This is a genomic window from Amycolatopsis sp. NPDC033938 (assembly GCF_055575975.1).
The window spans coordinates 119,156-145,774 of record NZ_JBVIRO010000007.1; the positions used below are offsets into that span (position 1 = coordinate 119,156).

At 69.6% G+C, this 26,619-nt stretch carries 23 protein-coding genes; 6 read left to right on the plus strand and 17 right to left on the minus strand.

The window, feature by feature from the left end:
- Nucleotides 1–419 precede the first annotated feature (419 nt).
- From ACZ5ZX_RS19965 to ACZ5ZX_RS20015, 11 genes are all read right to left on the minus strand, one after another.
- Nucleotides 420–2,012 carry a purple acid phosphatase family protein gene (locus tag ACZ5ZX_RS19965; RefSeq protein ID WP_465503480.1) on the minus strand — a complete coding sequence of 531 codons (1,593 nt, stop codon included), beginning with the start codon at nt 2,010–2,012 and terminating at the stop codon, nt 420–422.
- A gap of 205 nt (nt 2,013–2,217) precedes the next feature.
- Entirely contained in the window at nt 2,218–3,585 is a 1,368-nt protein-coding gene (locus ACZ5ZX_RS19970) for a replication-associated recombination protein A (protein WP_465503481.1), read from the minus strand.
- A 43-nt stretch (nt 3,586–3,628) separates the two neighbouring features.
- A complete protein-coding gene (locus tag ACZ5ZX_RS19975) occupies nt 3,629–4,477 on the minus strand; it encodes an SGNH/GDSL hydrolase family protein (RefSeq protein ID WP_465503482.1) in 849 nt (282 codons plus the stop codon).
- A 157-nt stretch (nt 4,478–4,634) separates the two neighbouring features.
- Entirely contained in the window at nt 4,635–5,816 is a 1,182-nt protein-coding gene (locus ACZ5ZX_RS19980) for a phosphotransferase (RefSeq protein WP_465503483.1), read from the minus strand.
- A gap of 79 nt (nt 5,817–5,895) precedes the next feature.
- Complete coding sequence (locus ACZ5ZX_RS19985) at nt 5,896–6,837, minus strand: DUF389 domain-containing protein (protein WP_465503484.1); 942 nt, start codon at nt 6,835–6,837, stop codon at nt 5,896–5,898.
- Complete coding sequence (gene aspS / locus ACZ5ZX_RS19990) at nt 6,837–8,609, minus strand: aspartate--tRNA ligase (RefSeq protein ID WP_465503485.1); 1,773 nt, start codon at nt 8,607–8,609, stop codon at nt 6,837–6,839. Before aspS ends, ACZ5ZX_RS19985 begins: the two co-directional genes overlap by 1 nt.
- Nucleotides 8,610–8,719: 110 nt before the next feature.
- A complete protein-coding gene (merB, locus tag ACZ5ZX_RS19995) occupies nt 8,720–9,301 on the minus strand; it encodes an organomercurial lyase (RefSeq protein ID WP_465503486.1) in 582 nt (193 codons plus the stop codon).
- A 200-nt stretch (nt 9,302–9,501) separates the two neighbouring features.
- Nucleotides 9,502–11,409 carry an intein-containing Rv2578c family radical SAM protein gene (locus tag ACZ5ZX_RS20000; RefSeq protein ID WP_465503487.1) on the minus strand — a complete coding sequence of 636 codons (1,908 nt, stop codon included), beginning with the start codon at nt 11,407–11,409 and terminating at the stop codon, nt 9,502–9,504.
- Between the two features lie 412 nt (nt 11,410–11,821).
- Nucleotides 11,822–12,769 carry a sucrase ferredoxin gene (locus tag ACZ5ZX_RS20005; RefSeq protein WP_465503488.1) on the minus strand — a complete coding sequence of 316 codons (948 nt, stop codon included), beginning with the start codon at nt 12,767–12,769 and terminating at the stop codon, nt 11,822–11,824.
- Between the two features lie 85 nt (nt 12,770–12,854).
- A complete protein-coding gene (locus ACZ5ZX_RS20010; RefSeq protein ID WP_465503489.1) occupies nt 12,855–14,036 on the minus strand; it encodes a cupin domain-containing protein in 1,182 nt (393 codons plus the stop codon).
- A complete protein-coding gene (locus tag ACZ5ZX_RS20015; RefSeq protein WP_465465969.1) occupies nt 14,037–14,168 on the minus strand; it encodes a hypothetical protein in 132 nt (43 codons plus the stop codon). It lies immediately after the preceding gene.
- 171 nt (nt 14,169–14,339) lie between these two features.
- Here ACZ5ZX_RS20015 and crcB (ACZ5ZX_RS20020) point away from each other — a divergent pair, with 171 nt between their 5' ends.
- Together crcB (ACZ5ZX_RS20020) and crcB (ACZ5ZX_RS20025) are read left to right on the plus strand one after the other, a co-directional pair.
- On the plus strand, nt 14,340–14,750 hold the full coding sequence (crcB, locus tag ACZ5ZX_RS20020) for a fluoride efflux transporter CrcB (protein WP_465503490.1): 411 nt from the start codon (nt 14,340–14,342) through the stop codon (nt 14,748–14,750).
- Nucleotides 14,747–15,121 (plus strand): fluoride efflux transporter CrcB, encoded by a 375-nt coding sequence (gene crcB / locus ACZ5ZX_RS20025; RefSeq protein ID WP_465503491.1) that lies wholly within the window; start codon nt 14,747–14,749, stop codon nt 15,119–15,121. Before crcB (ACZ5ZX_RS20020) ends, crcB (ACZ5ZX_RS20025) begins: the two co-directional genes overlap by 4 nt.
- A 1-nt stretch (nt 15,122) precedes the next feature.
- Here crcB (ACZ5ZX_RS20025) and ACZ5ZX_RS20030 read toward each other — a convergent pair whose 3' ends face one another.
- Nucleotides 15,123–15,548 carry a MarR family winged helix-turn-helix transcriptional regulator gene (locus tag ACZ5ZX_RS20030; protein ID WP_465503492.1) on the minus strand — a complete coding sequence of 142 codons (426 nt, stop codon included), beginning with the start codon at nt 15,546–15,548 and terminating at the stop codon, nt 15,123–15,125.
- Between the two features lie 86 nt (nt 15,549–15,634).
- Between ACZ5ZX_RS20030 and ACZ5ZX_RS20035 the strand changes: the two genes are divergently transcribed.
- Complete coding sequence (locus ACZ5ZX_RS20035) at nt 15,635–16,711, plus strand: NAD(P)/FAD-dependent oxidoreductase (protein ID WP_465503493.1); 1,077 nt, start codon at nt 15,635–15,637, stop codon at nt 16,709–16,711.
- A gap of 461 nt (nt 16,712–17,172) precedes the next feature.
- Here ACZ5ZX_RS20035 and ACZ5ZX_RS20040 read toward each other — a convergent pair whose 3' ends face one another.
- From ACZ5ZX_RS20040 to ACZ5ZX_RS20050, 3 genes are read right to left on the minus strand one after another with little or no spacing between them, the layout of a single operon-like run.
- Nucleotides 17,173–18,126: an LLM class F420-dependent oxidoreductase gene (locus ACZ5ZX_RS20040; RefSeq protein ID WP_465503494.1), complete on the minus strand. Its 954-nt coding sequence runs from the start codon at nt 18,124–18,126 to the stop codon at nt 17,173–17,175.
- On the minus strand, nt 18,123–20,237 hold the full coding sequence (locus ACZ5ZX_RS20045) for a S9 family peptidase (RefSeq protein WP_465503495.1): 2,115 nt from the start codon (nt 20,235–20,237) through the stop codon (nt 18,123–18,125). The genes ACZ5ZX_RS20040 and ACZ5ZX_RS20045 overlap by 4 nt, the downstream gene beginning before the upstream one ends.
- A gap of 20 nt (nt 20,238–20,257) precedes the next feature.
- Nucleotides 20,258–21,112, minus strand: a complete 855-nt coding sequence (locus ACZ5ZX_RS20050; RefSeq protein WP_465503496.1) for a PPK2 family polyphosphate kinase — start codon at nt 21,110–21,112, stop codon at nt 20,258–20,260.
- A 156-nt stretch (nt 21,113–21,268) separates the two neighbouring features.
- Here ACZ5ZX_RS20050 and rocD point away from each other — a divergent pair, with 156 nt between their 5' ends.
- Together rocD and ACZ5ZX_RS20060 are read left to right on the plus strand one after the other, a co-directional pair.
- Nucleotides 21,269–22,471, plus strand: a complete 1,203-nt coding sequence (gene rocD / locus ACZ5ZX_RS20055) for an ornithine--oxo-acid transaminase (RefSeq protein WP_465503497.1) — start codon at nt 21,269–21,271, stop codon at nt 22,469–22,471.
- 31 nt (nt 22,472–22,502) lie between these two features.
- A complete protein-coding gene (locus ACZ5ZX_RS20060) occupies nt 22,503–23,864 on the plus strand; it encodes a DUF2252 domain-containing protein (protein WP_465503498.1) in 1,362 nt (453 codons plus the stop codon).
- Nucleotides 23,865–23,973: 109 nt separating this feature from the next.
- On the opposite strand, the gene ACZ5ZX_RS20065 is transcribed toward ACZ5ZX_RS20060, so the two are convergent.
- Nucleotides 23,974–24,855, minus strand: a complete 882-nt coding sequence (locus ACZ5ZX_RS20065; protein WP_465503499.1) for an FAD-dependent oxidoreductase — start codon at nt 24,853–24,855, stop codon at nt 23,974–23,976.
- A gap of 70 nt (nt 24,856–24,925) precedes the next feature.
- Here ACZ5ZX_RS20065 and ACZ5ZX_RS20070 point away from each other — a divergent pair, with 70 nt between their 5' ends.
- Nucleotides 24,926–25,534 carry a phosphatase PAP2 family protein gene (locus ACZ5ZX_RS20070; protein WP_465503500.1) on the plus strand — a complete coding sequence of 203 codons (609 nt, stop codon included), beginning with the start codon at nt 24,926–24,928 and terminating at the stop codon, nt 25,532–25,534.
- On the opposite strand, the gene zapE is transcribed toward ACZ5ZX_RS20070, so the two are convergent.
- Nucleotides 25,488–26,522: a cell division protein ZapE gene (zapE, locus tag ACZ5ZX_RS20075; protein WP_465503501.1), complete on the minus strand. Its 1,035-nt coding sequence runs from the start codon at nt 26,520–26,522 to the stop codon at nt 25,488–25,490. The two genes, ACZ5ZX_RS20070 and zapE, sit on opposite strands and share 47 nt — an antisense overlap.
- Between the last annotated feature and the right edge of the window lie 97 nt (nt 26,523–26,619).

A 26,619-nucleotide genomic window follows, 5' to 3' on the forward strand; every position in this document is an offset into this window, starting at 1 on the left:
ATGACCACTCACGAGGCTTGACCGGCTCCGGGTTGGCGTGAAGGACTCCTTCCCTACCTTGAGAGTCGGGGCCCCGGCAAAGGCGCATAGCTGCTGGTCGGCTCCACCGCCAGAGCGAGACAAGGCGAACGTGTCGTGTCGGACCGGCGGGAGTGAACTCACGCAAAGGAGCCTCACCCCGCTCTTGACTGTCCATGTCGTGAGTGTCAATGAGCGTTCTAACCCGAATCGCCACTCACGACCCCACGCGAAACCTTACATGGGGACATCAATCGGACACTCAATCGCCCAATGGTGTCCCTTGTGGACACTGAAGCCCCGCTGACGTCCAGACTCAGGCCTTCTCACCTCGACTTTGCCAGGACCCTGACCCTGAAGGCAGTGAAGGCCTTCCGCGGAGGGGTATAGGTCGTTATACGTCAGGCATCGCCCGGATCGGCACCGAGCACCGAGGCGGCGGCGTACCGCGAACGGTGGAGACCGGCGGTGCGACGGAGGGTGAACCGGTCGATCTCCGCGCCGTCGTTGCGCAGGGTCCGCACGGTCAGCGTCGTCCGCCTGCCGAACCAGGCGGGCTCGACGTCGATCGCGAGGAACGAGTAGCCGGTGTAGCGCACGCGGGACCAGGGCACCGTTTCGGCCACCTTTTCGCCGCCCTTGACCCAGTGGTACGACTGAAACTCCCCGGCGAAGGTGTCGGGTACCGGGAAGCTGTAGAGGCTCTTCCCGCCCCCGCCGCAGGTCGCGTACACCGTGCCGTCGCGGTCCGGCTCGACGGTGTCGCCGATCTTGACCTCGCGGGTCACCTTGCCGCCGCGTAGCGCGTCGGTGCGTTCGTAGATGTGGTTGTGCCCGTTGATGACGAGGTCGACCTGGTACTCGTCGAACAGCGGGACCCACTGCTCGCGGACACCGCCCTCCGACGCGTGCTGATTCGTCGTCGAGTAGGCACAATGGTGGAAGAACACCACGACGAAGTCGACGTCCGGCTGCGAGCGCAGATACCGCAGGCGCCGCTTGAGCCACGCGGTCTGGGATCCGTGCGAGTAGCCGAGGTTGGCGGGGATCTCGTAGGAGACGTCGTTGGCGTCGAGGGAGATCACGCCGACGTTGCCGTAGATGAACGAGTACACGCTCGGGCAGTCGTGCGGGCCGCCGCCGGGGAAATCCCAGCGCTTGAGCTGGCCGCCGTAACCGTCGGGCGAGTAGAGGGCCTCCATGTCGTGGTTGCCGGTGGTGACCATCCACGGCACCGACGCCGCGACGCCCTCGATCTGGCGGTAGTAGGCGTCCCAGACCTTCGGATCGAACAAATCGTGATCGGCGTCCGGTTTGGACCCGGGCGGTTTGCCCGCGCCACTCGGGTCGGCGTAGGCGATGTCGCCCGCCAGCAGGTGGAACCGCGGGTTCTGGCGCGCGACGGCCCCGTCCTGCGCGAGCGCCGTCGTCGACACGCCCTGGTCACCGAACGCGGTGAAGGTGAACTTGTCCGCCGGGACACCCCTGGCCGGCGCGGTGGTGAAGGTCGAGATCGCGGCGGGCCCGCCGTCCCCCGAAGCCGGGTCGAAACCCTCGTGCCCGACGGCGTACCGGTAGGTGCGGCCGGGCCACAGGTGATCGGCCTCGGCGTGCAGGTAGTACTGGTCGTAGGGCGCGATGACCCCGGCGACCTCGGAATGCAGCACCCGGACCTCGGCCGGGATCCGGTGACTCCAGCCGCCGTGCCGGTCGGCGATGCGCAGGAACGGCTTGCGCACCGGTGCCGGCACCTGCCACGCGATCCGCATCGACGTCCGCGGGTTCCGGCCGAACGCGAGATGCCGCCCCACCGGGACGACCTTGTCGCCGTCGGCGTACGCGGTGCCCTGCAGCAGAAGCGGGCCCGCCGCGAGGAGCGCGCCACCGGCGGCGGCGCCCTTGAGCATCGAGCGGCGGCTCAGGTATTCGTGTTGTTCGGCCATCGACAGACGCGAGGCCAGCGCGTCGGGGACACCGACCCTGGGGGTTTCCATGCGCGCGATACTCGCTCACGGACGTGCCCGGCTCGCGACGGTGAAGCGAACGGCGGCCGTCGAGTTGCCCAGGGCGGACTCAAGGGCCGCTCAAGACGCCTTTACCGACGGCTCCGGCATACCGACGGTCGGCGTGCAAGGAAAGGTCCTTTCCTGGCAAATTTTGCAAGGAAAGGACCTTTCATTGCACTTGGCACGCCGAACCTCAGCGCTCACCCCGGATGGTGCGCCGCAGCTTCGGCACCCGCTCGTACAGGGTCCGTTCGGCCCCTCGCTGTGTCGGTTCGTAGTAGTCCCGCCCGACCAGCTCGTCCGGCGGATACTGTTGCGGCAGAACACCTTCCGGCACATTGTGCGGGTACCGGTAGCCCTTCGCGTTCCCGAGTTTCTCCGCGCCCGCGTAATGCCCGTCGCGCAGATGCGGCGGCACCGTCCCGATCCGCCCGGACCGGACGTCGCTGAGCGCGGCGTCGATCCCGGTGATGACCGCGTTCGACTTCGGCGCCGTCGCCAGGTGCACGGTCGCCTGCGCCAGCGCGAGACGGCCTTCCGGCATCCCGATGAACTGCACCGCGTGCGCCGCGGCGACGGCCGACTGCAACGCCGTCGGATCGGCCATCCCGATGTCCTCACTCGCGTGCACGACCAGCCGCCGGGCCAGGAACCGCGGGTCCTCCCCCGCTTCGATCATCCGCGCCAGGTAGTGCAACGCGGCGTCCACATCGGACCCGCGGATCGATTTGATGAACGCGCTGATGACGTCGTAGTGCTGATCGCCGTCTCGGTCGTAGCGCACCGCCGCCTTGTCCACTGTGGACTCGACGATGGCGAGATCGATCGTCTTGGCCTCCGTCGCGCTCGCCGCGTCCGCGGCGGCCTCCAGCGCGGTCAGCGCGCGCCGCGCGTCACCGGAGGCGAGCCGCACCAGATGCGCCCGCGCGTCCTCGGTCAGCGTGAGTTCACCGCCGAGGCCACGTTCGTCGGTCAAGGCGCGGTCGATCAGCGCGACGATGTCGTCGTCGGTCAGCGGCCGCAGCTGCAGCACCAGCGACCGTGAGAGCAGCGGGGAGACCACCGAGAACGACGGGTTCTCCGTGGTGGCCGCCACCAGCAGCACCGTCCGGTCTTCGACGGCGCCGAGCAGGGCGTCCTGCTGGGTTTTGGAGAACCGGTGGACCTCGTCGATGAACAGGACGGTGTTCTCGGCGTTGTAGTTGCGGCGGCGCCGGGCCTCTTCGATGACCCCGCGCACCTCCTTCACCCCCGCCGACAGCGCGGACATCGCCACGAACCGGCGTCCGGTCGCGGCCGACACGAGGTTCGCCAGCGTGGTCTTGCCCGTCCCCGGCGGGCCGTAGAGCAGCACGGAAGCGGGCGCCGCGCCCTCGACGAGCCGCCGCAGCGGCGCGCCCTCACGCAGCAGGTGCTGCTGGCCGACGACCTCGCCGAGCGACCGCGGCCGCATCCGCACCGCCAGCGGCGAGCCCGCAGGGACAGCGGTCTCCCTCGGCTCGGCCTGCTCCGGGGGCGGCCCGAGATCGGGGTTCACGGTGAAGAGTTCGTCCTGTGCCACGGTGTCGACGGTAGCCGTTGCCACCGACATTGTCCGGCACAGGTCAGCGCAGCCGCTCCCGGAACGCGTGCCACATGATGACGGCCGCGTACGGCACGAACTCGCGTCCCCGCCGCCACACCCACGGCACCCCCTTCAGCAGCAGCCAGCCGACATGGCCGGCGGTGCTCGGCTCCACGCCTCCCGAGCAGGTCAGGCTGACCGGACGCGGCACCGCGAACCCGGCCTCGGCGAGCCGTTCGGTGAATCCGGTCGCCAGCATCCGGTGCCCGAGTTCCGACGGGTGCAGCCGGTCCACGCTCCACGCGGCGAGATCGTAGGCGCCGGGCAGCAGTTCGAGGTCGAGACACGGCACCCCCTCGCGCTCGACGACACCGGCGATGGCGGCGTTCAGCTCGGCCACCCGCTCGCTCAGCGCCCGCCGCAGCGACCTCGGGAGCCGGAACACCTTGCCGTGGTCGTGGTAGCGCACCGGCACCACGGTGGTGCCGACGGCGGCCAGCGAGCGGATCACCTCGGTGAGGTCCGCGGCGATCTTCGCGGCGCTGAAATCGGGCCGCAGCGTGTCGTTCATCCCCGCCACCACCAGCGCGACGTCCGGGCGATGCGCCACAGCCGCGGGAAGCTGCTTCGTCAGCACGCACCCCATGCGAGCCCCGGTGAAGGAGGGGTTCAGGTAGCCGTCCGGTTCGACGCCCAGCGCCTCGGCGACGAGCGGGCCCACACCGCGCCAGCCACCTCGGTTCGGCAGCGGGTCACCCAGGCCCACCGCGGTGGAATCGCCGAGCACGACCAGTCTGCGAGCGGACCTCGGGACGGCCGATGCGGGAGGAAGGAGAGGTTCGGGACTCGGAGTGACTTCGACACTGATCACGGTCACGGTAGCCACCATCGGCCACGCAGACTCACCAGCGGTGATGCCTGGGTAACGCGACGAGGACGGTCGAGCGAAAAGTCCGTGCGGGCGGGGGCTGAAGGGGACTTTCCCCGCGTCCCACGAGAGGAAAGCGTCCTTCACCGCGTGTCATGCGGGGAAAGTCCCCTTCAGCTCACCGGAACGCCGGATAGAAGGCGAGGTCCGCGTGCGGCCCCAGCCGGGCCCCGAGTGCCGCGGCGACCCGGGTGGCGTGTTCGGAGATGTCGGTCAGGCGGGCACGCAGCGAATGCTTGGCCAGCTCCCGCCACCAGGTCACCAGCGCGGCCTCCCGGCTGATCGGCGTGGCGTGCCTGGTCAGGTCGAGCTCCGGGAGGATCTCCCAGGTGACGAACCACAACAGCAGCAGCTGACCGTCCATCAGGTGCTCGGCCAGCGCGTCCTCGTCCGAGAGGGCGGGCCAGACCGAGACGACCTCGGACCGCCAGGCGGCGATCATCGCCTCGCTCATCCCCGGCGGCAGCGCCAGCGCGTCGGGGCAGGACGCGAACGGCAGCCGCAGGTACGCCGCGTCGATCAGTGTGCTGCGCACGCGGCCGCGTTCGAAATCGAGGAAACGCACTCCGTCGCTGGTCACGAGGTTGTTGTCCGGGCTGAGGTCGACCGGGCTGAACGCGCGGTAGGACGGCGAACCGGCCCGCTCGGCGACCTCCATGACCCGCCGCTGCACCGGCTCCGGCGTCTCGACGTCGAGCAGTTCCTCCAGCAGGTCCGGCAGTTGCGCGCAGACCGCGGGCAGCGGCACGTCCTCGTTCTTCGCCGGACCGCCGAGACGGCGCAGCAGCGCGTTGAAATCGGCCTCACGGCTCGCGGTGCTCGCGTGCAGCCTGCCCAGCGACCGGGCCCAGGACAGCAGCGCGCGTTCGGCGGCGCGAGCGTCACGGGCGTGGAGCTTGTCGTGCAGCGTCGGGAGGCCGCCGAGATCCTCGAGCACCAGCACGCGGTCACGGCCGTCGTGCGCGAGCAGTTCCGGGCACATCCGGTCCTCCGGCGCGAGCGCGGTGAACAGCTGATAGCTGACCGCTTCCTGCGCGAACGGATCGGGACGGCCGGGTTCGGGTGGATCGGGGTAGTGCTTGATGACCAGGGTTCGCGGCAGGGCGAACGGTGACGTCGCCACCCGCGCCCGCACCACCGTCGCCGGACCGCTGCCGGCGAGGTCCTCCGGGGCGACGAGCGTGATCGCGCTGCCGAATCGGCGTGAAAGAACCGACTCGCCGGCGGCGACCGCCGCTGCGACGGCAAGCGTTTCGGCTCCGACTGTCGAATCATCGGCAGAGGAGGTATCGACTGTCATTGCCACCGACCCTACTCGTGACTGAGCAACCATGACCACTGAGATCCGGGCAATCGCGCGCATTGACGCGATCTGGGACTCATCCGCGTGAAAGCGGACGTTCCGTTACCCTCGATCGTTGCCCACGACGGCGCAATGTCAGCACAATGGCCGCAGCTGCAACGATTCCGATGAGATTGACCAGCAGTTGACCGGCCGAATAAAGACACCGTTCCCACTGACCGGCAACCGCGGCGACGACCGCGTACCCGGCGGCCGGGACGGTGGTCACCGAGATGAAGACGCCGACCAACGCGGCGGATTTGGCCGACGTCATGGAAAGCATCCCCGCCGCGCCGGCCAGCAGCGCGACGACCAGTGAAGCGATCCCCACCTTGTAAACGAAATCGACTTCGTGGTTGTCCGCGAGCGTGCTCACCTCGAGCACTCCGGCCGCGTTGCCCACCAGCACCACGCCGAGCGTGATCACCATCGCGATCGGGAACCCGCCGAGCAGCGCGACCCCGCCCTGCTTCACCAGATCTCCCCGGCGCAGCACCAGCCCGACCGCGATCGCGGCCAGCGGGCCGAATTCCGGGCCCACCACCATCGCGCCGACGATGGTGACCGCCGAGTTCGTGATCACCCCCACCGACGCCAGCAGGCACGCGATGGTCAGGAACGCCTGGAAGGTCCAGGTGAGCCGGGACTCCTCGCCGCTGCGGCCGACGAGTTCCTGCCACACCACCGCGTCCGCGCCCTCACCCGGCGCGGCCTCCTCGGCCTTGTCGGCGGCGTCGGACACCGCGGTGTCCAGCGCTTCCAGCGTGATCCCGCCGGTGTGGTCGAGGTCGAGCCCGCACAGCGACTCGATGATCTCATCGGTCGCCTCACGGGCGATGTCCGCCTCGATCAGGTCACCTTCGGGCGCGATCGCCACCCCAGGATGCACCACGAGGTGTGCGGTCCCGGAGTGTGCCCGCAGGATCCGGACCGCTTCTTCGGTCCGGTCCGGCGGGCACACGGCTCTGAGATGGAGCATCAGTTCTTCGCGGGCGGCGCGGGCTTGGCGTCGATGCCCGCCTCCTTGCGCTGCTCCGGCGTGATGGGGGCCGGTGCGGCGGTCAGCGGGTCGAACCCGCCGCCGGTCTTCGGGAACGCGATCACGTCACGCAGCGATTCGGCCTTGGCCAGCAGCATGACGATCCGGTCCCAGCCGAACGCGATACCGCCGTGCGGCGGCGGGCCGAAGGCGAAGGCGTCGAGCAGGAAGCCGAACTTCTCCTGCGCCTCCTCCTCGGTCAGGCCCATCAGCTCGAAGACCTGCTTCTGCAGTTCCTGCTGGTGGATACGGATCGAGCCGCCACCGATCTCGTTGCCGTTGCAGACGATGTCGTAGGCGTAGGCCAGCGCGCCGCCGGGGTCGTCGGCGAGCTTGCCGATCCACTCCGGGGTCGGCGAGGTGAAGGCGTGGTGCAGGGCCTTCCACTTGCCGCTGCCGACGGCGACGTCGTCGGATTCCTCGGCGGAGATGAACATCGGGAAGTCGACGACCCACACGAACGACCAGGCGTTCTCGTCGATCAGGCCGAGGCGGTTGCCGATCTCCAGCCGCGTGGCGCCGAGCAGCGAACGCGCGTCGGCGGGCTTGCCGGCGGCGAAGAAGACGCAGTCGCCGGGTTTGGCACCGGCGGCCTCGGCGACGGTCTCGCGCTCCTTCTCCGACAGGTTCTTCGCGACCGGCCCGCCGAGCGTGCCGTCCTCGTTCACCAGGATGTAGGCGAGGCCGCGGTGACCGCGCTGCTTGGCGAAGTCCTGCCAGGCGTCGAGGGTGCGGCGCGGCTGGTCGGCCCCGCCCGCCATCACGACGGCGCCGACGTACGGCGCCTGGAACACGCGGAACGGGGTGTCGGCGAAGAACGCCGTCATGTCGGTGAGCTGGAGGTCGAAGCGCAGGTCCGGCTTGTCCGAGCCGTACTTCTCCATCGCCTCGGCGTAGGTGATGCGCTGGAACGGCCGCGGGATCTCGGCGCCGACCAGCTTCCACAGCGCCGTCACGATGTCCTCGCCGAGCGCGATGACGTCGTCCTGCTCGACGAAGCTCATCTCGATGTCGAGCTGGGTGAACTCCGGCTGCCGGTCGGCGCGGAAGTCCTCGTCCCGGTAGCAGCGCGCGATCTGGTAGTACCGCTCGAGCCCGCCGACCATGAGCAGCTGCTTGAACAGCTGCGGCGACTGCGGGAGCGCGTACCAGGAGCCGGGCTTGAGGCGGGCCGGAACCAGGAAGTCGCGGGCGCCTTCGGGGGTGGAACGGGTCATGGTCGGGGTCTCGACCTCGACGAAGTCCTGCGCGTGCAGGACCTCACGGGCGGCCCGGTTGACCTCGCTGCGCAGGCGCATCGCGGCGGCGGGGCCGCTGCGGCGCAGGTCGAGGTAGCGGTGCTTGAGGCGCACCTCCTCACCGACGTCGACCCTGTCGTCGATCGGGAACGGCAGCACGGCGGCCTCGGACAGCACCTCGAGTTCGGTGGCCAGCACCTCGATCTCGCCGGTGGGGATCTCGGTGTTGGTGTTGCCCTCGGGGCGCTTCGACACCTCACCGGTGATGCGGACGCAGTACTCGGAGCGCAGCTGGTGCGCGCGCTCGGCCATCTCGCCCTCGCGGAAGACGACCTGGCTCACGCCGCTGGCGTCACGAAGATCGATGAAGATGACGCCGCCGTGATCGCGCCGCCGAGCCACCCATCCGGTGAGGGTGACCGTCTGACCGGCGTGCTCGGCACGCAAGGTGCCGGCTTTGTGGGTGCGAAGCACTGCGGGTGCTCTCCTTCGGCATCACGTTTCTGCGATTCGACGGCTTTTCGCCGACGTCAAAGGCTAACGAATCGCCCCCGATGCCTCGCGACCAGGTACAAGCGTCCCCGCTAGATCGTCGGCCAGGCCTCCAGCGCGGCGACCATCCGCCGCGTATGCGCCAGATAGTCGGGCACGGACAGCACCCGGCCGTCGATGTTCTCCAGCAACCAGCCCGCGGCGGCCTCCTTCGAGGCGAAGAACTGCGTGCAGACCAGCGCCTCGACGTAGTCCGGGCCGAGGGTGAGGTCGATTCCGGGCAGCCTCGACGCGGCGACGACGGCGTGCGGTGGATCGACGCTCAGCACCCTGTCCCGGGTGAAGTGGACGCGCACACGCGCGCCCGTCGCCGGGCAGGTGGCGTCCGCGTGCACGGGTTCGCCCGTCGCGATGGCCAGCAGGAACAGATCGACCCGGTAGCGATCCGGACCCCCGCGATCCGCCGTACCGGGACGCGCGCCGCGGTCCATGATGACCAGGCCGTCGCGGATGTCGAACCCCATCAACTCCATCAGCCGGTGTGCCTCACCGGGATCGAAGCCGACGGTCGCGGCCAGTCTGCCGATGGCGATGGGGTGCCTTCCCGCCCTGGTCAGCTTGGTCGCCGCCCAGGCGATGCGAACAGCGGCGGTGCGATCCGTCCTGGTGGTCAACAGGCACCTCCTCGCCTTCCTCTCTCTGAGATTAGGCACGAAAAGGTTTTCCGCCAAGCCGCTGCGCCGAACGGCCGAATCCGTTGGTGCGTAAGAATTTTCACATTGCGGGTCGGGGGTCGGTCGAGTTGGTCGTGAGTGGCGATTCGGGTTAGAACCCGAATCGCCACTCACGACCCTGCGGGCGCGGACTTGCCGCCTCACAGCAGTTTCAGTTGCTCCACCTCCGGGACGGCGGCCTCCTCGACGCGCTGCACGGGAACCGTCACCGGACCGCGTTCGTCGTCGTCCGCGCGGGAACCGAAGCCGTGGCGGCGCAGCAACGGGCCGACCCGCGTTCCCAGCCGCTCCCGATAGGACTTCGGGAGATAAGCACCACGCGCGTACAGCTCGCGGTATTTCGGCACGAGCTCCGGATGTTCCCGGCCCAGCCAGCGCGCGAACCATTCCCGCGCGCCCGGCCGCAGATGCAACGGGATGACGGTGACCCGGGTGGCGCCGGCGTCGGCCAGCCGCGCGAACAAGGCGTCGAGCGCTTCCACCGAGTCGGTCAGGTAGGGCAGGACGGGAGCGACGAGCACCGAACACGGGAGCCCGGCCCCCCGCGCCTTGCGGATCAGATCGAGTCGCGCCCGCGGGCTCGGCGTCCCCGGTTCGAGACGGTGTTGCAGCTCCTCGTCCAGCAGCGCGAGCGAGATCGCCAACCCGGTGGGCACGTCCTTCGACACCGATTCCAGCAACGGCAGATCCCTGGCCAGCACGGTCCCCTTGGTCAAGATGGACAGTGGCGTACCCGAATCCGCGAGTGCGGTGATGATGCGCGGCATCAGCTTGTACCGGCCTTCGGCGCGCTGATACGGATCGGTGTTCGTGCCCATGGCGACGTGCTCGCGTGTCCAGCTCGGCCGCCGCAGCTGCGCGGCCAGCACTTCCGGCGCGTTGACCTTCACGATCACCTGGGTGTCGAAATCACGTCCGGCGTCGAGATCCAGGTATGTGTGGGTGTTCCGGGCGAAGCAGTTGTGCGTGACCATGCCGTCGGCGATGAAGTCACCGGTGCCGGTGGTGATGTCGAACAGCGGCAGCTCGATGCCCAGCTCCTCGATGGCCGACACCTTCCGTCTGGTCCGGCCGATCGCGAGGCCGTCGAGCGACCGTTTCCATCCGACGGCGGGATCGGTGAGGTGGAAGAAGCGCATCTCCTCCGACGGCCCGCCGAGCAGCTGAACCGTCCACAACGGACGGAACTTGACGTTTTCGGTCTTCACGTAACGGAAACCGAAGTTGTCGAGGGCGGCGCAGAAGGTCGAGACGATGTCGCGTTCGTCATGGGTGACCCGCAGCGCACCGTGCCGGTATCCGCCGGCGAGGTCGAACAGCCCGGCCAGGAATCCGCGCTGCCAATGGGAATCCGGCGACGGCGGCACCTGGACGAACCCGACCGACGCCCCGAAGTCGGGCAGGTACCTGAGCGCGCGGTCGGCGGCGTCCTTTTCGGCCGAGAAGCCGCCGGACCGCAGCATCCCGCAGAGGTACCCGGCGCGGTATCCGATGGTGTCGTCGGGGGTGCGGGCCAGCTTCCCGACCCCGACGAGTTCGGTACCCCCGATCAGATGCGGCCGCTGCGCCGCGCCCCACCGGGTGCCCGTGACATGCTTCCACCCGCGTCCGGTGAGGAACCGGTGGTCGCCGCTGGCCACGATGGACGTGCCGTCGTCGAGGGTCAGGCGATAGGCCGCTTTGAGCGTCGACCAGTGCGCGAGGACGGTCGTCGGCACCAGGCGCCGGCCCGCGCCGCGTCCGCGGGTCCCGTAGATCTCGTCACCGGGCGCCAGCTCCGCCAGCGGCTTCGTCCGGCCGTCGGCCATCAGGACCGGCGTCCCGCCTTCGAGGCAGTACGTACACGCGTGGGAGCAGCCGCGGTACGGGTTCACCGTCCAGCCGAACGGGACACCAGAACCCTCCGGCACCTTGTTCAGCACGGATTTGGCGTGCACCTCGTGAAAGGTGACGCCGTCGAATTCGGGTGAGCGCACCGGCCGCCCCAGCCCGCTCATTCCGGGCAGGACCGGCTCGCCGCCGTCCGCCCGCTGTCGATCCCATCGCACCCGGCCAGTCGAACACATGTTCTAGACAGGTGTCAAACAGGTGTTCGAACGAGGGTGATCTTTCGGGTGTTGCGCGTGCAAGCACCGCCCCCAGCAGCGAACTAGCCGCGGGGTCGGCGACGCGGACGCGCATCAGCAGCACCACCGGTCACATCGACGGCGCGTGAAGGCCCCCTTCCCCCGGTTGAGCCGCAATGCCAGGGACTTAAGGGGTGACACCCGCCGTTCCCGATCGTCCACAAGGGACACAAGTCAAGTAGAAAGGTCCGTTTAGTTACTGTTTGACCGTATTATTAAGTCCGTACCTCGTCGGCGGCCGACTGTCGCTCGCATCGGGCCGTTACGACCGGGGAAGCTTTCCATTCGAGGGAAAGGGGCCTTCACGTACTTCACAGCAGGACTGAACGCGAGATCAGAGCTGCGCGATGTTCTCCGTGACATACCCCGCGGGCTGGATGAGCCCGGCGCACCGGCTCTCGCCGCGCGGCGTCGCCGACCGGCGGCGCACCGTCACCGAGTAGAAGTCCTCGCCACCGCGCACGGTGACCACTCGCGCGTCGGATTCGAGCAGTGGCTCCTCCTGGACGGCGATCACATCGTCCAAACCGGACAGATTCGTCTGCCGCCGGATGGCGATCTCCGCGAACTGCGACCACGCCGTGGGTGCGGAGGTCCGGCCGCGCAGCTGCTCCGGTTCGACCTGCCCGCGCAGCGCGGACTTGGCGACCAGTGCCGCCTCGGCCGGATTGAGCTGGCCGTGCAGGAAACCGTCGGGGACCACGAGGAGGTTGCCCGCCCAGCGGTCGCCGCCGACGTGGCTGACCTCCCAGGACCGGCCGGGGTGGTTGGTGTTGAGTGCCGAGGCCAGCGGGCGGCCGAGCACCGCGCAGCACATGTCCTTGGTGCCGTGCGTGCAGACCAGGAACAGCGGCCCGTGCACCCGCGTGCCGAGGCCGCCGGTGCCGTTCGCGACCGCTTCGAGGTCCAGTCCGGCCAGTTCGCTCAGGTCGCGGATCTCCAGGCGCTCCAGCCAGCGGTTGCCCGGTTCGCCACCGCCGACGTACACCAGACGAGGGCGATCCGGGTCGCGCCGATGCTTGCCGGGACGGCGGATCAGCAGCGGACGGAGGCCGTGCGAGCCCCTCAAGTTCTCGAGCAGCTCACGCCGCTCGGCGGGGAACGCCTCGTCGAGGAGGTTCTCCAGCGCGTCCGCCGTCCACGGGCCCGGCTGCTCGATCAGCAGCCAGCAGCGCATGTCGGCCGCGGTGCCGGCGGGGTTCGCGCCCAGCATGCGCGCGACGGTCGCGCAGCCCGGCAACGCGGCGGGCGGCGCTGGAGTGTCCGAGAGCTGAGCGGTCATAGGCTGACCACTCCGGACTTGACCTTAGGCATGCCTTAGCTTACCCCGTCCACTCTCCCTTCACACTTCTCCTCCCTTGTGACTTTCAACCGACTGAGAGGAGTCCCTGCGCCGTGAGCTCGCCGAGGAAGGCCCGCACGGTCCCCCGATCGAGTTCCGACAGTTCGGCGAGTCGTTTGACCGCCTGGGGAGTGCCGTCGAGCAGCGCCTTCAGCACCGGGGCGGCGGCGCCGGAGAAGACGAACCGCTTTCCGTCCGCCAGCAGCGTCACCCGGCCGTCGCCTTCTTCGAGCACCGCCCTCGGGACGAGGAACCGGACCTCGGTCTCGTCGCCGTCCGGCAGCAGGCCGGTGGTCGCCGCCCAGGGCAGGCCGATCCGCGGATGCGCCGGGGCCGACGCGTCGCGATCGGCGAGGAACCGGTCGACGACGCCCTCGGTGAGCGCGGCTTCCAGCTCTTCGCGCAGCGCGGTGGCGCGGGCCGCCCGGTCCTCCGCCGTGCCGAACCTCGGGAGGTCCTGGCGGAACACGGTGCTCGCCCGCAGCTTGTCGGCGAGCCAGGTCACCAGATCGATCCCCGTGGCCGGGCTGAAACCGAGCGTGAGATGCAGCGACATCTCCCCCACCGCGGTGACGTCGTGCCAATGCCCGCGCGGGACATAAAGGACGTCGCCGTCTTCGAGGATGAAGTCGTCGATCGGTTCGCCGGGCCGCTCGGGCTGTTCGACGTCGCGGTGCAGCGGGGCGGTCCTGGTCGGCCCGTGCATCCGCCAGCGTTTACGCCCGGCGACCTGGATGATGAAGGCGTCGTGGTCGTCCCAATGCACGTCGAAGCCGTGGGTCACGCCCCAGCCCGCGTACAGGTTGACCTGGACGCTCTCGCGGAGGTCGTGTTCGAGACTCCTGGCGAGGTCACCGATCGGGTCGCTGAGTTCCTGGATGGCGTCGAGCACCATCGTCGCGCCGCCGCGGAGGTGCTCGGTGAACGGAGCGGCCTGCAGCCGGGGGACGGTGCCACTGCGGCGGGTGGGGACGAGATCGGTGTAGCTCTCCATCGGGACGGGCGTCCCGTCGAGCGCCAGGCGCAGCCGCGGGAACTCCAGGCGGTGCTGCCGGAGGATCGCGTTCAGCGCCGGCCACGGCAGCAGCTCGGCGAACCGGCCCGCGGGGCCTTCGAAACGGCGGTAGGTCTCGCCCTGGACTTCTTGGAAGAACTGGCTGACCCCGAGCGGAGCCACGAGGTCAGCCAGCGTCGGCGTTTCGGGCACTCAGCCGTCGTTACCGTCGTTGTCCGCGGCGGCGCCGTTGGCCTTCCCGCGATCCACCGCTGTCGGGATCTTCTCCACCTCGATCAGCAAACCGCTGTCGGGAGCCTGCGTACCTGACTGTTCCTGTGCCATCCTGCCACCTTCACTTAGACGAGCGGACGGACCGAAAATCGGCCTGGAGCGCCGCCAAGCCTACGACACGTCCGGCGAAAATTCACCGCTCAGCAGGGAAGAACGGCCTTGTGAGCGATCTTCGCCACCGTGGCCCCGGTTCACCCGGACAGCGGTTCTAAGCTGCCATCCATGGCTGATCCGGCATTCGTCCCGCGCCCGCGATGGGACGTGCTCGCGGCCATCGGCGCGGGCGGCGCGCTGGGCAGTCTGACCCGCTACGGCCTGTCGGTCGCACTCCCCCATTCCCGGGGGCAATTCGCGCTTTCGACCTTCGCCATCAACGTTTCCGGCTGCCTGCTGATCGGCGTCCTGATGGCACTGCTGACCGCGGCGGCCGACCCGCACCGGCTGCTCCGCCCGTTCCTCGGCGTCGGGATCCTGGGCGGTTACACCACGTTTTCGACCTATGCGACAGAAACACTCGATCTTGTGACGGCGGGGCGTCCGTTCACCGGATTGGCCTACGCGCTCGGCACCGTGGCCGCCGCACTGATCGCGGTCTATGCCGGGCACGAGATCACCCGCGCGGTGGTGAAATGACCGTTCTTTTCGTCGCGCTCGGTGGCGGCACCGGCGCGATCCTGCGCTATCTGACCGATCTGCGGATGCGCGCGCGGCTGGGCGGCGCGTTCCCGTGGGGCACGCTGGCGGTCAACATCGCAGGCTCGGCGATCCTCGGTTTCCTCACCGGCTGGGCGCTGCACGGCGGCCAGCCGGACGCGGTCCGGTCGCTACTGGCCGTCGGGTTCTGCGGCGGGCTCACGACGTTCTCGACCTTCGGGTACGAAACGCTGCGCCTGTTCACCGGGAAAGCGCGGCTGCGGGCCGTGCTGAACGTCGGGGTCACCGTGGCCGCCGGGATCGGTGCCGCGACGGCCGGGCTGGGGCTGGCCGCCGCGCTCTGGCCCTGATTCAGTCTTCGGGCGCCATCCGCCACACGGCCGCCGCGACCGCCTCGCGCTGTTCGACCGGGAGATCGGAAGCCATCTCCTCCAGCTTCTCGACAACGCCTTCGTGAGCGGCGTTCGCGAGCCGGAGGCCCTCCTCGGTCAGCGTGATCTTCAGCGCGCGACGGTCGCCGGCGTCCGCGACCCGCTCGACGAGGGCGCGCCGCTGCACCCGGTCCACCAGGCCGGTGACGCTGGACTTCTCCAGGTTCAGCATCCGGCCGAGCTCGGTCATCCCGACCCCCGTCTCCCCCTGCGCCAGCACACAGAGCAGCTGCGCCTGCTGCGGCGTGAGGTCGTGCGAGCGGCCGACGTCGATGAACGCCCGCTGCACCAGATGCGAGAGCCGGACCAGCGCTGTCGCGAATCCGAGGTCTTCGGCCGTGGTCATGACCGAAGTCTACTTGACGATCGTTCGGAGTACGAACTACTGTAGTTCGCAGTACCAACATTCCGTACTACGAACTAGGGGATCTCATGACCACGACCGTGGCCGTCATCGGCGGGGGATACGGCGGGACCACCGTCGCCAAGGAACTGGACTCGTTCACCGACGTCGTCCTCGTCGAGCCGCGCGAGGATTTCGTCCACCACGTCGCCGCGTTGCGCGGGCTCGTCGATCCCGAGTGGACGGACCGGCTCTTCTACCCGTACGCCCGTCTCCTCGAACGCGGACGGGTCCTCCGCGATCACGCGGCGAGCGTCGATCAGGGCGGCATCACGCTCGCTTCGGGGGAACGGCTCACGCCGGACTACATCGTGCTGGCGACCGGTTCGGCGTACCCGTTCCCGGCGAAGATCGATTTCCGGGACAGCGCTTCGGCGAAGGCGAAGATCCATGCCACGCGGGAAGAACTCGCGGGCGCGGAGAAGGTCCTGCTGCTCGGCGCGGGCCCGGTGGGACTGGAACTGGCGGGTGAGATCAAGTCGGTGTGGCCGGAGAAGGCCGTGACCATCGTCGACCCGGCGGAGGGGATCCTGCCGGGCTTCCCGGACGAGTTCCGCGCCGAAATCCGCCGTCAGCTCGACGAACTGGGCGTCGAACTCCTGCTCGGCACTTCGCTGACCGAGTCACCGGTCTCGGAACCGGGACAGGCCAAGACGTTCACCGCCGCGCTGACCTCCGGCGGCGAGGTGACCGCCGACCTGTGGTTCCAGTGCTTCGGAGGCGCGCCGCACACGGCGTACCTCGACGGCGACCTGGCCGCCGCCCGGCAGGCGAACGGACAGGTGGCCGTGACCGCCGACCTGCGGCTTCCCGGACAGGAGCGGGTGTTCGCGCTCGGCGACATCACCGCGCTGCCGGAGGGGAAACTGGCGAAGGTGGCCGGTGACCACGCGGAGGTCGTCGTCGCCAACATCCGGGCCCTGATCGAGGGCGGTGAGCTGCGGACCCACACGCCCGGCGGGCCGATGATCTCGCTGCCGCTCGGTCCTTCCGGCGGTGCGACCTACGCGGAGGAGGTGGGCGTCCTGGACGCGGCGACGACGTCGGAGATCAAGGGCTCGCACATGATGGCTTCCCGGTACGAGGAGCTTTTCAACGTCGCCTGAGTGCGCTCGCGCGTGTTAGGAGCCTTTCCCTCTTGGTTCGCGATGCAAAGGTGTGGGTGTCGTGAGTGTGTCGTTCTGACCAAGGGTGTTTCAGGTGCCTACCGCAACGGCTGCGCGTGAAGGCCCCCTTCCCTCGGCTGAGCCGAGGGAAGGGGGCCTTCACGCGCTTCACTTGCCCCTCACGACCAACAGCTTCCGGGCCCGGTGACGTGAGCCGGTGGCTCCGACCAGCGGCGTGTTATCGGCGAGCGTGTGTCGCGGGCCCTGAGCGGCCCGACCAGGCCTGACCTCGCAGGCAATCGACCACTTGCGACTGTCTGCACCGTGAACCCCAGGCCGAAAAAGGCTCTAGGAAAGGACCTTTCCTCGCGAATCTTGCAATGAAAGGACCTTTCCTGGCAAATTTTGCAAGGAAAGGTCCTTTCATAGCGTTCGGTGACCCAAGCAGCCGGCGACCCAAGTCAGGACCGAGGCGCCAACCCCCGCACCTGAGCGAACGGATCCTCACCCGTCGGCAGCAGCGCGATGATCGGCGTCGTCAGCCCGTTGTCCACATAGGACTGCACCTGCTCGCGGCAGGAATCGAGGCTGCCGTGGACGATCAGCTCGTCGACGACCTCGTCCGGGATGACCTGGTTGGCCTTCTGCCGGTCGCCCGCGGCCCACGCCTCGTGCATCGGCGCGAGCGCCTCACCCCGGCCGAGCCAGTCGTGGAACGCCGCGTACACCGGCACGGTCAGGTAGCTCGAGATGAGCATCCGCCCGAGCCCGCGCGCGGCGGCCTTGTCCTCGGTGGGGCAGACGAAGATCCGCGCGGCCAGTTCGGTGTCCGGTCCGATCTCCTTGCGCACCTTGGGCACGTCGGAGGCCGCGAGCCAGTTGGTGATGGCACCGTCGGCCTCCCGCGCGGCCAGCCGCAGCATGCCCGGCCGCAGCGCGGCGAGCATGATCGACGGCGGCGGGTCGGCGGGGCGCTCCAGCCGGAACTTGCTGACGGAGAAGGACTCGTACTCCTCGGTGACCTTCTCCCCGGCCAGCGCCGAGCGCAGGAAGCGCAACGTGTCCCGTGATCGCGCGAACGGGGCCTCGAACTCGGCGGCGTTCCAGTTCTTCACGATTACCGGCGACGACGCCCCGATGCCGAGGACGAACCGGCCGGGCGCCAGTTCCGCGACGGTGGCCGCGCTCATCGCGAGCAGACCGGGCCCTCGGGTGTACACCGGCACGATCGCGGTGCCGAGCCGGAGCTCCGGCGCCCACTGCGAAGCCAGCGCCAGCGGGGTGAAGGCGTCGTTGCCCGCCGTCTCGGCCGACCACGCGTCGGTGTAGCCCAGGTCCGGCAGCTGCTCGACCAGCTCCTTGTGCGCCGCGAGCGGCACCCCGGTCAGCGGAATGGTGATGCCCCACCGTTTCATGCGTTCTCCTCGCTCTTCGCCGCCTCGCCGGACAGCTCGCGCACGATCCAGTCCACCTGCGTGCGCATCAGGTTCTCCGCCACCTCTTCGGCTTGCGGCGTCATATGCGTCGCGCCGGCCAGCGGCAGGAACACGTGCGGGCGTCCCTTGGCCAGCAGCGCCGACGACAGGCGCAACGAGTGGGCGACGAAAACGTTGTCGTCGGCGAGGCCGTGCACGATCAGCAACGCCCTGGACAGCTCACCGGCGTCGGCGATCAGGGAGTTGTGCTCGTACGAAGCCGTTTCCTCCTGCGGCAGCCCGAGGTAGCGCTCGGTGTAGTGCGTGTCGTACAGCGACCAGTCGGTCACCGGAGCGCCCGCGACACCGGCGTGGAAGACGTCGGGGCGGCGCAGGACGGCCAGCGCGGACAGGTAGCCGCCATAGGACCAGCCGCGGATCGCGACCCGCTCGGTGTCCAGTTCCGGATGGAGCGCGGCCGCCGCCTGCAGGGCGTCGACCTGGTCGGCGAGGGTGACGTCGGCGAGTTTGCCCGCGATCTCCTTCTCCCATGCCGCGCCCCGGCCGGGCGTGCCCCGTCCGTCGGCGACCAGCACCGCGAAGCCCTGGTTCGCCAGCCATTGCGGGGTCAGGAAGGCGTTGCGGGTCTGCAGGACACGCTGGGCGTGCGGGCCGCCGTACGGGTCGAGCAGGACCGGGAGCTTGCCTTCGCTCTCCTCGTATCCGGTCGGCAGCAGCAGCGCGGCGCGCAGGCCCCGCTCCCCCAGCGTCAGCCAGGTCAGATTCGGCACGACGTCGGGATCCACGGTGCAGGAGCCGATCCGCGCCACGGTCTTCTCACCGGAGACGACGGTCACCACCGGCCCGCTGCGCTCCAGGCTCCACGACGAGAGCACGGTCAGCGAGGCGGTCCCGGCGCCGACGTGCACACCGTCCTCAGTGGACAGACGACGGAGCTCGCCGCCTTCGGTGCGGAAGACGTGGATCTGCGTCGGGTCGGCCTCCGAGGCGCTGAACAGCACCTCGGCGCCGACGTGCAGGATCTGGCGCACCTGCAGTCCCGGCGGGGTGACCGCTACCCCGTCGACGATCAGCCGGTGGTCGCCGTCGGCGGCGCTCTCGCGCACCAGGCGGCCGTCGGCCGTCCACGCCGGAACGCCCGCGACGAGCTCGACCCAGTGCTCGTCGGTCTCGGTGTGCAGTACCTCGACCGAACCGTCCGCCGGGTCGACGGCCTGGATCTCGAGCCGGCGCTGGTCTCGCGACTGGACCGACAGCAGCGGCTTGCCCGCCGCCGACCAGTGCACCGCGGCCAGGTACTCCCAGTCGGTCTTCGCGACGTCGACCCGCGAGCCGTCGAGCCCGATGATCGCCAGCGTCACGTCGGCGTTCTCGGTCCCCGCCGCCGGATACGCGACGACGTTGGCCGCCGACTGCGGGTTGGCCGGGTCGGCGATCGTCCAGCGCGGCACGGCCGCCCGGTCGGACCGCTCGACCAGCAGGCTCTTCCCGTCCGGGGACCACCAATAGCCCCGGGTGCGGCCCATCTCCTCGGCCGCGATGAACTCCGCGAGCCCCCAGGCGATGTCTTCGCCCTCTTCCTCGACGACCAGACGGTCCTCGCCGGTGGCCCGGTCGATCACCCGCAGGCGCCGGTCACGGACGTAGGCGACCCGGCTGCCGTCCGGACTCGGCCGCGGATCGACGACCGACCCCTCCACCAGCACGGACACCGCGCCGGTCGTCAGGTCGAGGGTGTGGAGCTTGCCCGACAGCGAGAACGCGGCGACGGTGAAGGCGTCGTCGACCGCGTAGCCGACCACACCCCCGCCGGTCTCCCGGCTGCGCTCGCGACGGGCGCGTTCCTCGGCGGGCAGGTCCTCTTCACCAGGCAGCAGTTCGGCCGCGTCGACCAGCTTCGTCTCGTCGCCCGAAGCGACGTCGAACGACCACAGGCTGTGCCGCGGGTCGGTGCCGGACTCGGTCCGCAGGAACAGGATGCGGGAAGCGTCCGGGGCGACCTTGAACTCTTTCGGCGCGCCGAGGGTGAAGCGCTGGGTGCGGGCCTGACGGCGGAGGAACGGGAGATCTTCGAGGCTGGTGTCGGTCACGTCCGCACTCTCTCAGACACTCATCCCGATACGCCAACGCCTTCCAGCTTCTTCAATTCCGCGTCGGGATCGAAGTCCGCCGGGGGGAACTTCGGGTCCATCTCCTCGATCGTCTCGATCAGCAGCCGCGCGACCAGCCAGTTGCGGTACCACTTGTGGTCCGCGGGGACCGCGTACCAGGGCGCCGCCGGGGTGGAGGTCTTGGCGAAGATGTCGGCGTAGGCCTTTTGGTAGTCGTTCCACTGTGCCCGCGCGTCGAGGTCGGCGGGGTTGTACTTCCACCACTTCGCCGGGGTCTCCAGCCTCGCCTTGAGCCGCTTCAGCTGTTCTTTCGGCGAGATGTCGAGGAACACCTTCACGATCGTCGTGCCCGCGCCGGTCAGTTCCCGCTCGAACTCGTTGATCTCGGCGTAGCGCTTGCGCCACTCCGCGGCCGGGACCAGCTTCTGCACCCGCGGGACCAGGATGTCCTCGTAGTGGGAGCGGTCGAAGACGCCGACCTGCCCCGGCACGGGCAGCTGCTTGCGGATCCGCCACAGGTAGTGGTGGCGCGCCTCGGCGGCGGTCGGCTTCTTGAACCCCGCGTACCGCACGCCCATCGGGTTGACCAGGCCGAGGACGTGCCCGACCGTGCCGCCCTTGCCGGAGGTGTCCATCCCCTGCAGGACCAGCAGGACACTGCGGTTCCCTCCGCCGACGCCCTCCGCGTACAGGGCCTCCTGCAGCTCGGCGAGCCTGCCGCCGAAGCCGGCGAGGTCTTTGAGCCCCTTCGGCTTCTTGTGCGGCCCGATCGGGAACGAGCCCGGATCGTGCCGCTCGGGCCCCTTGCCGATCCTCAGCGTGTCCCGGACGGAGACGTGGTCCTTTTTCGCCATCCGGCGACGATAACCGCGCTCGGGCCGTCCCGCCTGCGGTGATCAAGTCCTCCCATGCACGATTTCGCCACTCGAAGGAGTCGATACGCAACGAACAACGGGTCAAAGCAACGTTTCCCGGATGAAAGCGGACGGATGGCCATCTAACCTGAACGCATGACGACCGCCGACTTCATCGCGCTCGACGAGCAGTGGAGCACGCACAACTACCACCCCCTGCCCGTGGTGATCGCCACCGCCGAGGGCGCTTCGGTCACCGACGTCGAGGGCAAGACCTACCTCGACTTCCTCTCCGGCTACTCCGCGCTGAACTTCGGGCACCGCCACCCCGGGCTCATCGCCGCCGCGATCGAGCAGTTCGGCCGGGTCACGCTGACCTCGCGCGCCTTCCACCACGACCAGCTCGGGCTCTTCTGCCGGGAACTCGCGGAGCTGACCGGCACCGAGATGACGCTGCCGATGAACTCCGGCGCGGAGGCCGTCGAGTCCGCGGTGAAGATCGCCCGGAAATGGGCCTACCGGGTCAAGGGGGTCCCCGACGGGACCGCCGAGATCGTCGTCGCCGGGTCGAACTTCCACGGCCGCACGACGACCATCGTGTCCTTCTCCACCGACGAGACGGCACGTGCCGACTTCGGCCCGTTCACGCCGGGCTTCGTCACGGTCAAGTACGGCGACGCGAACGCGCTGCGGGACGCCATCACCGAGCGGACCGCCGCGATCCTGCTGGAGCCGGTGCAGGGCGAGGCCGGCGTGATCGTGCCGCCCGCCGGCTACTTCGCCGAAGCACGGCGGCTCTGCGACGAGCACAACGTCCTGCTGATCGCCGACGAGATCCAGTCCGGTCTCGCGCGCACCGGCACCGTCCTCGCGCTCGACCACGAAGGTGTGCGCGCCGACGTCTACACCCTGGGCAAGGCGCTCGGCGGCGGGATCATGCCGGTGTCGGCGGTGGTCGGCGGCAAGGACGTGCTGGGCGTGCTGCGGCCGGGCGAGCACGGTTCCACCTTCGGCGGGAACCCGGTGGCCTGCGCCATCGGGCGGGCCGTGGTCGGGCTGCTGAAGACCGGCGAGTTCCAGGAGCGGTCCCGCGAACTGGGCGCGCACCTGCACTCCCGGCTCGGCGAACTGGTCGGCGACGGACTGGCCGAGGTCCGCGGCCGCGGGCTCTGGGCGGGTATCGACATCGCGCCCGGCGGGCCGACCGGCCGGGAGGCGTCCACGGCGCTGGCCGAACGCGGCGTGCTGTGCAAAGAGACGCACGACCACACACTGCGGATCGCGCCGCCACTGGTGATCACCCGCGAGGAACTCGACCGCGGTATCGACGCGATCACGGAGGTCGTCGGGACCCGGTGAACCTTTCGGGCGGCCGGTACGTTGGCTGTCCATGGGAGACGAGCGGGAGTGGGTGGAGCGGCCGCTGGTCGGCACCGAGACGGTGTCGCCGGAGGACTGGTCCGCGAGGGGTAAGGCGCTGCGGGACAAGGCGCCGACGTCCGCGCACGATCACGCGGCGGCGAGCGCCGACCGGCCCGGCGTGGCGGAGTTCTTCGCGCGGAGCAACGAAGGCCGTCTGCCGGAACTGGTGGAACTGCGGCGCGAGCGCATGCTCGCGTCGCCGTTCACCTTCTACCGGGGCGCGGCTGGGCTGATGGCCGCGGATCTGGCGGGAACGCCCGCGTCCGGGCTGACGGCGCAGCTCTGCGGAGACGCGCACGCGGCGAACTTCGGGCTCTACGGCACGCCCGAAGGCCAGATCGTGATGGACATCAACGATTTCGACGAGTCCGTGCCCGGACCGTGGGAGTGGGACCTCAAGCGGCTCGCCGCGAGTCTCGTACTGGCCGGGCGTGAGGGCGGGATCGGCGAGTCGGGCTGCCGCGAAGCCGCCGAGGACGCGGTGAAGTCCTACCGGCGCACCATCCGGGGGCTCGCGGAACTGCCGTTCCTGCGCTCGTGGAACGCGCTGCCGGACGCGTCGGTGCTCAGCAAGGTCAAGGCGCACGACCTGGTCGACGACTTCGAGGAAGCGGCCGAGAAGGCGCGGAAGAACACCAGCGCGAAGGTCACCGCGAAGTGGACCCGGCGCATCGACGACCACCGTACCGGCCTCGAACGGCACCGGTTCGTCGAAGACCCGCCGGTCCTCACGCACGTCGACGACGCGACGGCCGAAGCCGTGATCACCGGACTGGTGTCCTATGTGGACACGCTGCGCGAGTCGCGGCGGACCCTGATCTCGCGGTACCGGGTGTCCGATGTGGCCTTCCGGGTGGTCGGCACCGGCAGTGTCGGGCTACGCAGCTACGTCGCGCTGCTGCACGGGAACAGCGGTGAAGACCTTGTCCTGCAAGTGAAACAGGCCAATCCGTCGGCGCTGTCGCCCTATCTCGGGCTGGCTTCGCCGGAACACGAGGGCCGCCGGATCGTCGAGGGCGCGCGGCTCGTGCAGGCCGAAACCGACATCCTGCTCGGCTGGACGACCATCGACGGCATTCCGTACATCGTGCGGCAGTTCCGGAACCTCAAGGGCGACATCGATCCCGCGGAACTGAAGAAGGACCACCTCGACGACTACGGCCGCCTGGCAGGCGCGCTGCTGGCGCGGGCGCACGCGCGGTCGCTGCATCCGCGGATGCTGGCGGGATACTTCGAAGACGACGAAGACCTCGACGAGGCGATCGGTGCTTACGCGGTGCGGTACGCGGACCAGACCGAAGCGGACTTCGCCGCCTTCGCCGCCCTCTGACTCCCCGCATTTAGTCCTCTAACTGCGGGGGGCGGGCTGAAAGCGTCCTTCACCGCATGCGACGCACTGAAAGGGCCCTTCACCGCGTCACATGCGGCGAAGGGCCCTTTCAGCTCACCACCAGGGCCAGGACTTCGTCGGCGCAGCCCCACGCCAGCGTGATCCCGGCGCCTCCGTGCCCGTAGCAGTGGATGACGTCGCCCTCGCGGTCCAGCCGGACCTCGGGCCGGAACGGCCGCAACCCCACCTTCGCGCCCAGCACCGGCGCCTCCGCCAGCTCGGGCACGAGTTCCCGGCACCGCCGCACGATGTCCGCGGTGACCCCGGGATCCGGCGTGACGTCGGCACGTCCGGGTTCCTGCGTTCCGCCGCAGACGACGTGCCGTCCGTGCGGGATCACGTGCCGCAGCACCGGCGAGGAGCCGTCGACGATCCATTCGGTCAGCCCCGGATCGGCGAGATGGACGACGTGGCCGCCGACCGGCACCACGGTGCTGTCCCCCGCCAGCCGCCCGCCGCCGAGCCCGGCCGCGTTCACCACCAGATCCGCGTCGAGGTCGTCGAGCCGCGAGACGGTGCGGTATTCGGTGCGCGCGCCCAGCGCGGCGACCTGTCCGGCGAGCCAGGCGAGGTACACCGGGGTGTCGACCACCGCGGTCGTGAAGGTGAGCCGTCCGGGTTCGTGGTCGAGGTCCGGCATGCTGAACGCCCACGACGGTGTCAGCGCCTCCCGCGGGATGAAGTACGCCCCTCGCAGCATGCGGATGCCAGGCGCGCCGAGCGAGCGGTATTCCTTCACACTCGCCGCGGTCCAGCGATCGACCCTGCCGGAGTTCGCCGCCAGCGGCGGGAAGAGCACGCCACCGGCGACCGCCGACGTCGTCTCCCCCGGGCCGGCGCCGGTGATCACCGTGACCTCGTGCCCGGCCCCGGCCAGCCGGTGCGCGCAGCTCAGCCCGATCACGCCGCCGCCGACCACACTGATCCGCATCGAAAGCCCCCTTCGTCCTCGCGAGCCGTCCCTGCATGGTGACTGATCACCCGTCACGTAATCTCGCCGGATGAGCGGAAGAGCGCCGTACGGGCTCGTCGCGGTGACCTGTGCCGCGATCATGGCCGTACTCGGCTTCCTGGTCTCCGGCGAAGGTCTCTCCGGCCCCGACGAGCTCGCCGCCAAGTGGGTGGAGCGCACCTTCGGCGCCGACACCGGCCTTCTGCGGCTACTCGTACTGCCGACCGAGGCCTACGTCCTGGTCCCCGTCGCACTCCTCGCCGCCGTCCTGTGCCTGTTCGGACGGCGGAAGCCCGAAGCGGCGCTGACCGTCGTGGGCCCGCTCGTCGCCATCGCCGCCAACATGTGGGTGCTCAAACCGCTTTTCGACCGCTGGAAGAACACTTATCTCGCCTATCCCAGCGGGCATACCGTCGCGCTGGTCGCGGTGCTGACCGCGCTCGTCCTGCTCGCCCGGCCCGGGGTCGCGACCGCCGTCATCTCGATGGTGGGCGCGGTGGTGCTCGCCGGGGTCACGATCGGCATGATCGGCCTCGGCTACCACTACCTGACCGACGTCGTGGGCGGCGCGCTGTTCGCCGTCGCGACCGTCTGCGCGACCTGGGGGCCGCTCACCTGGGCTGCACGGCGTCGCGCGCCAGTGCCGTCAGACGGCTGACGGCGCGCAGGTACTTCTTGCGGTAGCCGCCGTTCACCATCTCCTCGGTGAACAGCAGCGGCACCGGCTCGCCGGAGACCACCAGCGGGATCGCGCGGTCGTAGAGCCGGTCGGCGAAGGCGACCAGCCGCAGTCCGACGTTCTGGTCGGGAACCGGGTGGATGTCGCGCAGGTGCACGCGGGTCACGCCGTCGAGAAGCCTGCCGTACCGCGAGGGGTGCAACCCGGCGAGGTGCTCGCACAGCGCGTCGAAATCGTCCACAGTGGACTCGGGATGGGTGGCGGCGGAGGACTCCAGTTCCTCGGGAGCCGCGGGCGGCGGCGCGTCCGGGAGGCCGCGATGGCGGTAGTCCGGCCCGTCGACCCGGCAGACGCCGAACCGGGCGGACAGCGACTGGATCTCGCGCAGGAAGTCCGCCGCGGCGAACCGGCCCTCACCGAGTTTGTCCGGCAGCGTGTTGGAGGTCGCCGCCACGAAGACCCCGGCCGAGATCAGTTCCTGCAGCAGCCGTGTGACGAGCATGGTGTCGCCGGGGTCGTCGAGTTCGAACTCGTCGATCGCCAGGAACCGGTGTTCGGACAGCCGCCGCACCGCCTCGGCGAACCCCAGGGCGCCGACGAGGTGGGTCAGCTCCACGAAAGTCCCGTACGCCTTGGGCGACGGGGTCTCGTGCCACGTCGAGGCGAGCAGGTGCGTCTTGCCGACGCCGAAGCCGCCGTCGAGATAAAGCCCCATCGGTCCGGACGGCGCCTCGTCCCCGCCGCCGAACAACGCGCGCAGCTTCGACTTCGGCTTCCGGTTCGACGCCTCCGCCACGCGCTTCGCGAACACGCCGCAGGTGACGACGGCCTCGGCCTGGCTCGGCTCGTCCGGATTGGGCACGTAGGTGGAGAACCGGACCGCGTCGAACCGCGGCGGCGGGACGAGCGCGGTGATCAGCTCGTCGGCGGACAGCTCCGGACGGCGATCGATCAGGCGGGCTGGCATTCGCCGAGAGTAACGGCACCGGCGGTGGCCGTTCACCCTCCCTGAACGGGCGTATCCCCCGCTCAGCGGTGCCGTCGGGCGCGTGTTGGGATAGCCG

What these genes read in the sequence shown, in the direction of transcription:
- ACZ5ZX_RS19965 (WP_465503480.1), bottom strand. Translation starts at nt 2,012, where the DNA reads ATGGAAACCCCCAGGGTCGGTGTCCCCGACGCGCTGGCCTCGCGTCTG.
- zapE (WP_465503501.1), bottom strand. Translation starts at nt 26,522, where the DNA reads ATGCCAGCCCGCCTGATCGATCGCCGTCCGGAGCTGTCCGCCGACGAG.
- rocD (WP_465503497.1), top strand. Translation starts at nt 21,269, where the DNA reads ATGACGACCGCCGACTTCATCGCGCTCGACGAGCAGTGGAGCACGCAC.
- ACZ5ZX_RS20065 (WP_465503499.1), bottom strand. Translation starts at nt 24,855, where the DNA reads ATGCGGATCAGTGTGGTCGGCGGCGGCGTGATCGGGCTGAGCTGCGCG.
- ACZ5ZX_RS19985 (WP_465503484.1), bottom strand. Translation starts at nt 6,837, where the DNA reads ATGCTCCATCTCAGAGCCGTGTGCCCGCCGGACCGGACCGAAGAAGCG.
- ACZ5ZX_RS19975 (WP_465503482.1), bottom strand. Translation starts at nt 4,477, where the DNA reads ATGGTGGCTACCGTGACCGTGATCAGTGTCGAAGTCACTCCGAGTCCC.
- ACZ5ZX_RS20060 (WP_465503498.1), top strand. Translation starts at nt 22,503, where the DNA reads ATGGGAGACGAGCGGGAGTGGGTGGAGCGGCCGCTGGTCGGCACCGAG.
- ACZ5ZX_RS20035 (WP_465503493.1), top strand. Translation starts at nt 15,635, where the DNA reads ATGACCACGACCGTGGCCGTCATCGGCGGGGGATACGGCGGGACCACC.
- ACZ5ZX_RS20015 (WP_465465969.1), bottom strand. Translation starts at nt 14,168, where the DNA reads ATGGCACAGGAACAGTCAGGTACGCAGGCTCCCGACAGCGGTTTGCTG.
- ACZ5ZX_RS20005 (WP_465503488.1), bottom strand. Translation starts at nt 12,769, where the DNA reads ATGACCGCTCAGCTCTCGGACACTCCAGCGCCGCCCGCCGCGTTGCCG.
- ACZ5ZX_RS20040 (WP_465503494.1), bottom strand. Translation starts at nt 18,126, where the DNA reads ATGAAACGGTGGGGCATCACCATTCCGCTGACCGGGGTGCCGCTCGCG.
- ACZ5ZX_RS20050 (WP_465503496.1), bottom strand. Translation starts at nt 21,112, where the DNA reads ATGGCGAAAAAGGACCACGTCTCCGTCCGGGACACGCTGAGGATCGGC.
- ACZ5ZX_RS20070 (WP_465503500.1), top strand. Translation starts at nt 24,926, where the DNA reads ATGAGCGGAAGAGCGCCGTACGGGCTCGTCGCGGTGACCTGTGCCGCG.
- crcB (WP_465503490.1), top strand. Translation starts at nt 14,340, where the DNA reads ATGGCTGATCCGGCATTCGTCCCGCGCCCGCGATGGGACGTGCTCGCG.
- ACZ5ZX_RS20030 (WP_465503492.1), bottom strand. Translation starts at nt 15,548, where the DNA reads ATGACCACGGCCGAAGACCTCGGATTCGCGACAGCGCTGGTCCGGCTC.
- crcB (WP_465503491.1), top strand. Translation starts at nt 14,747, where the DNA reads ATGACCGTTCTTTTCGTCGCGCTCGGTGGCGGCACCGGCGCGATCCTG.
- ACZ5ZX_RS19980 (WP_465503483.1), bottom strand. Translation starts at nt 5,816, where the DNA reads ATGACAGTCGATACCTCCTCTGCCGATGATTCGACAGTCGGAGCCGAA.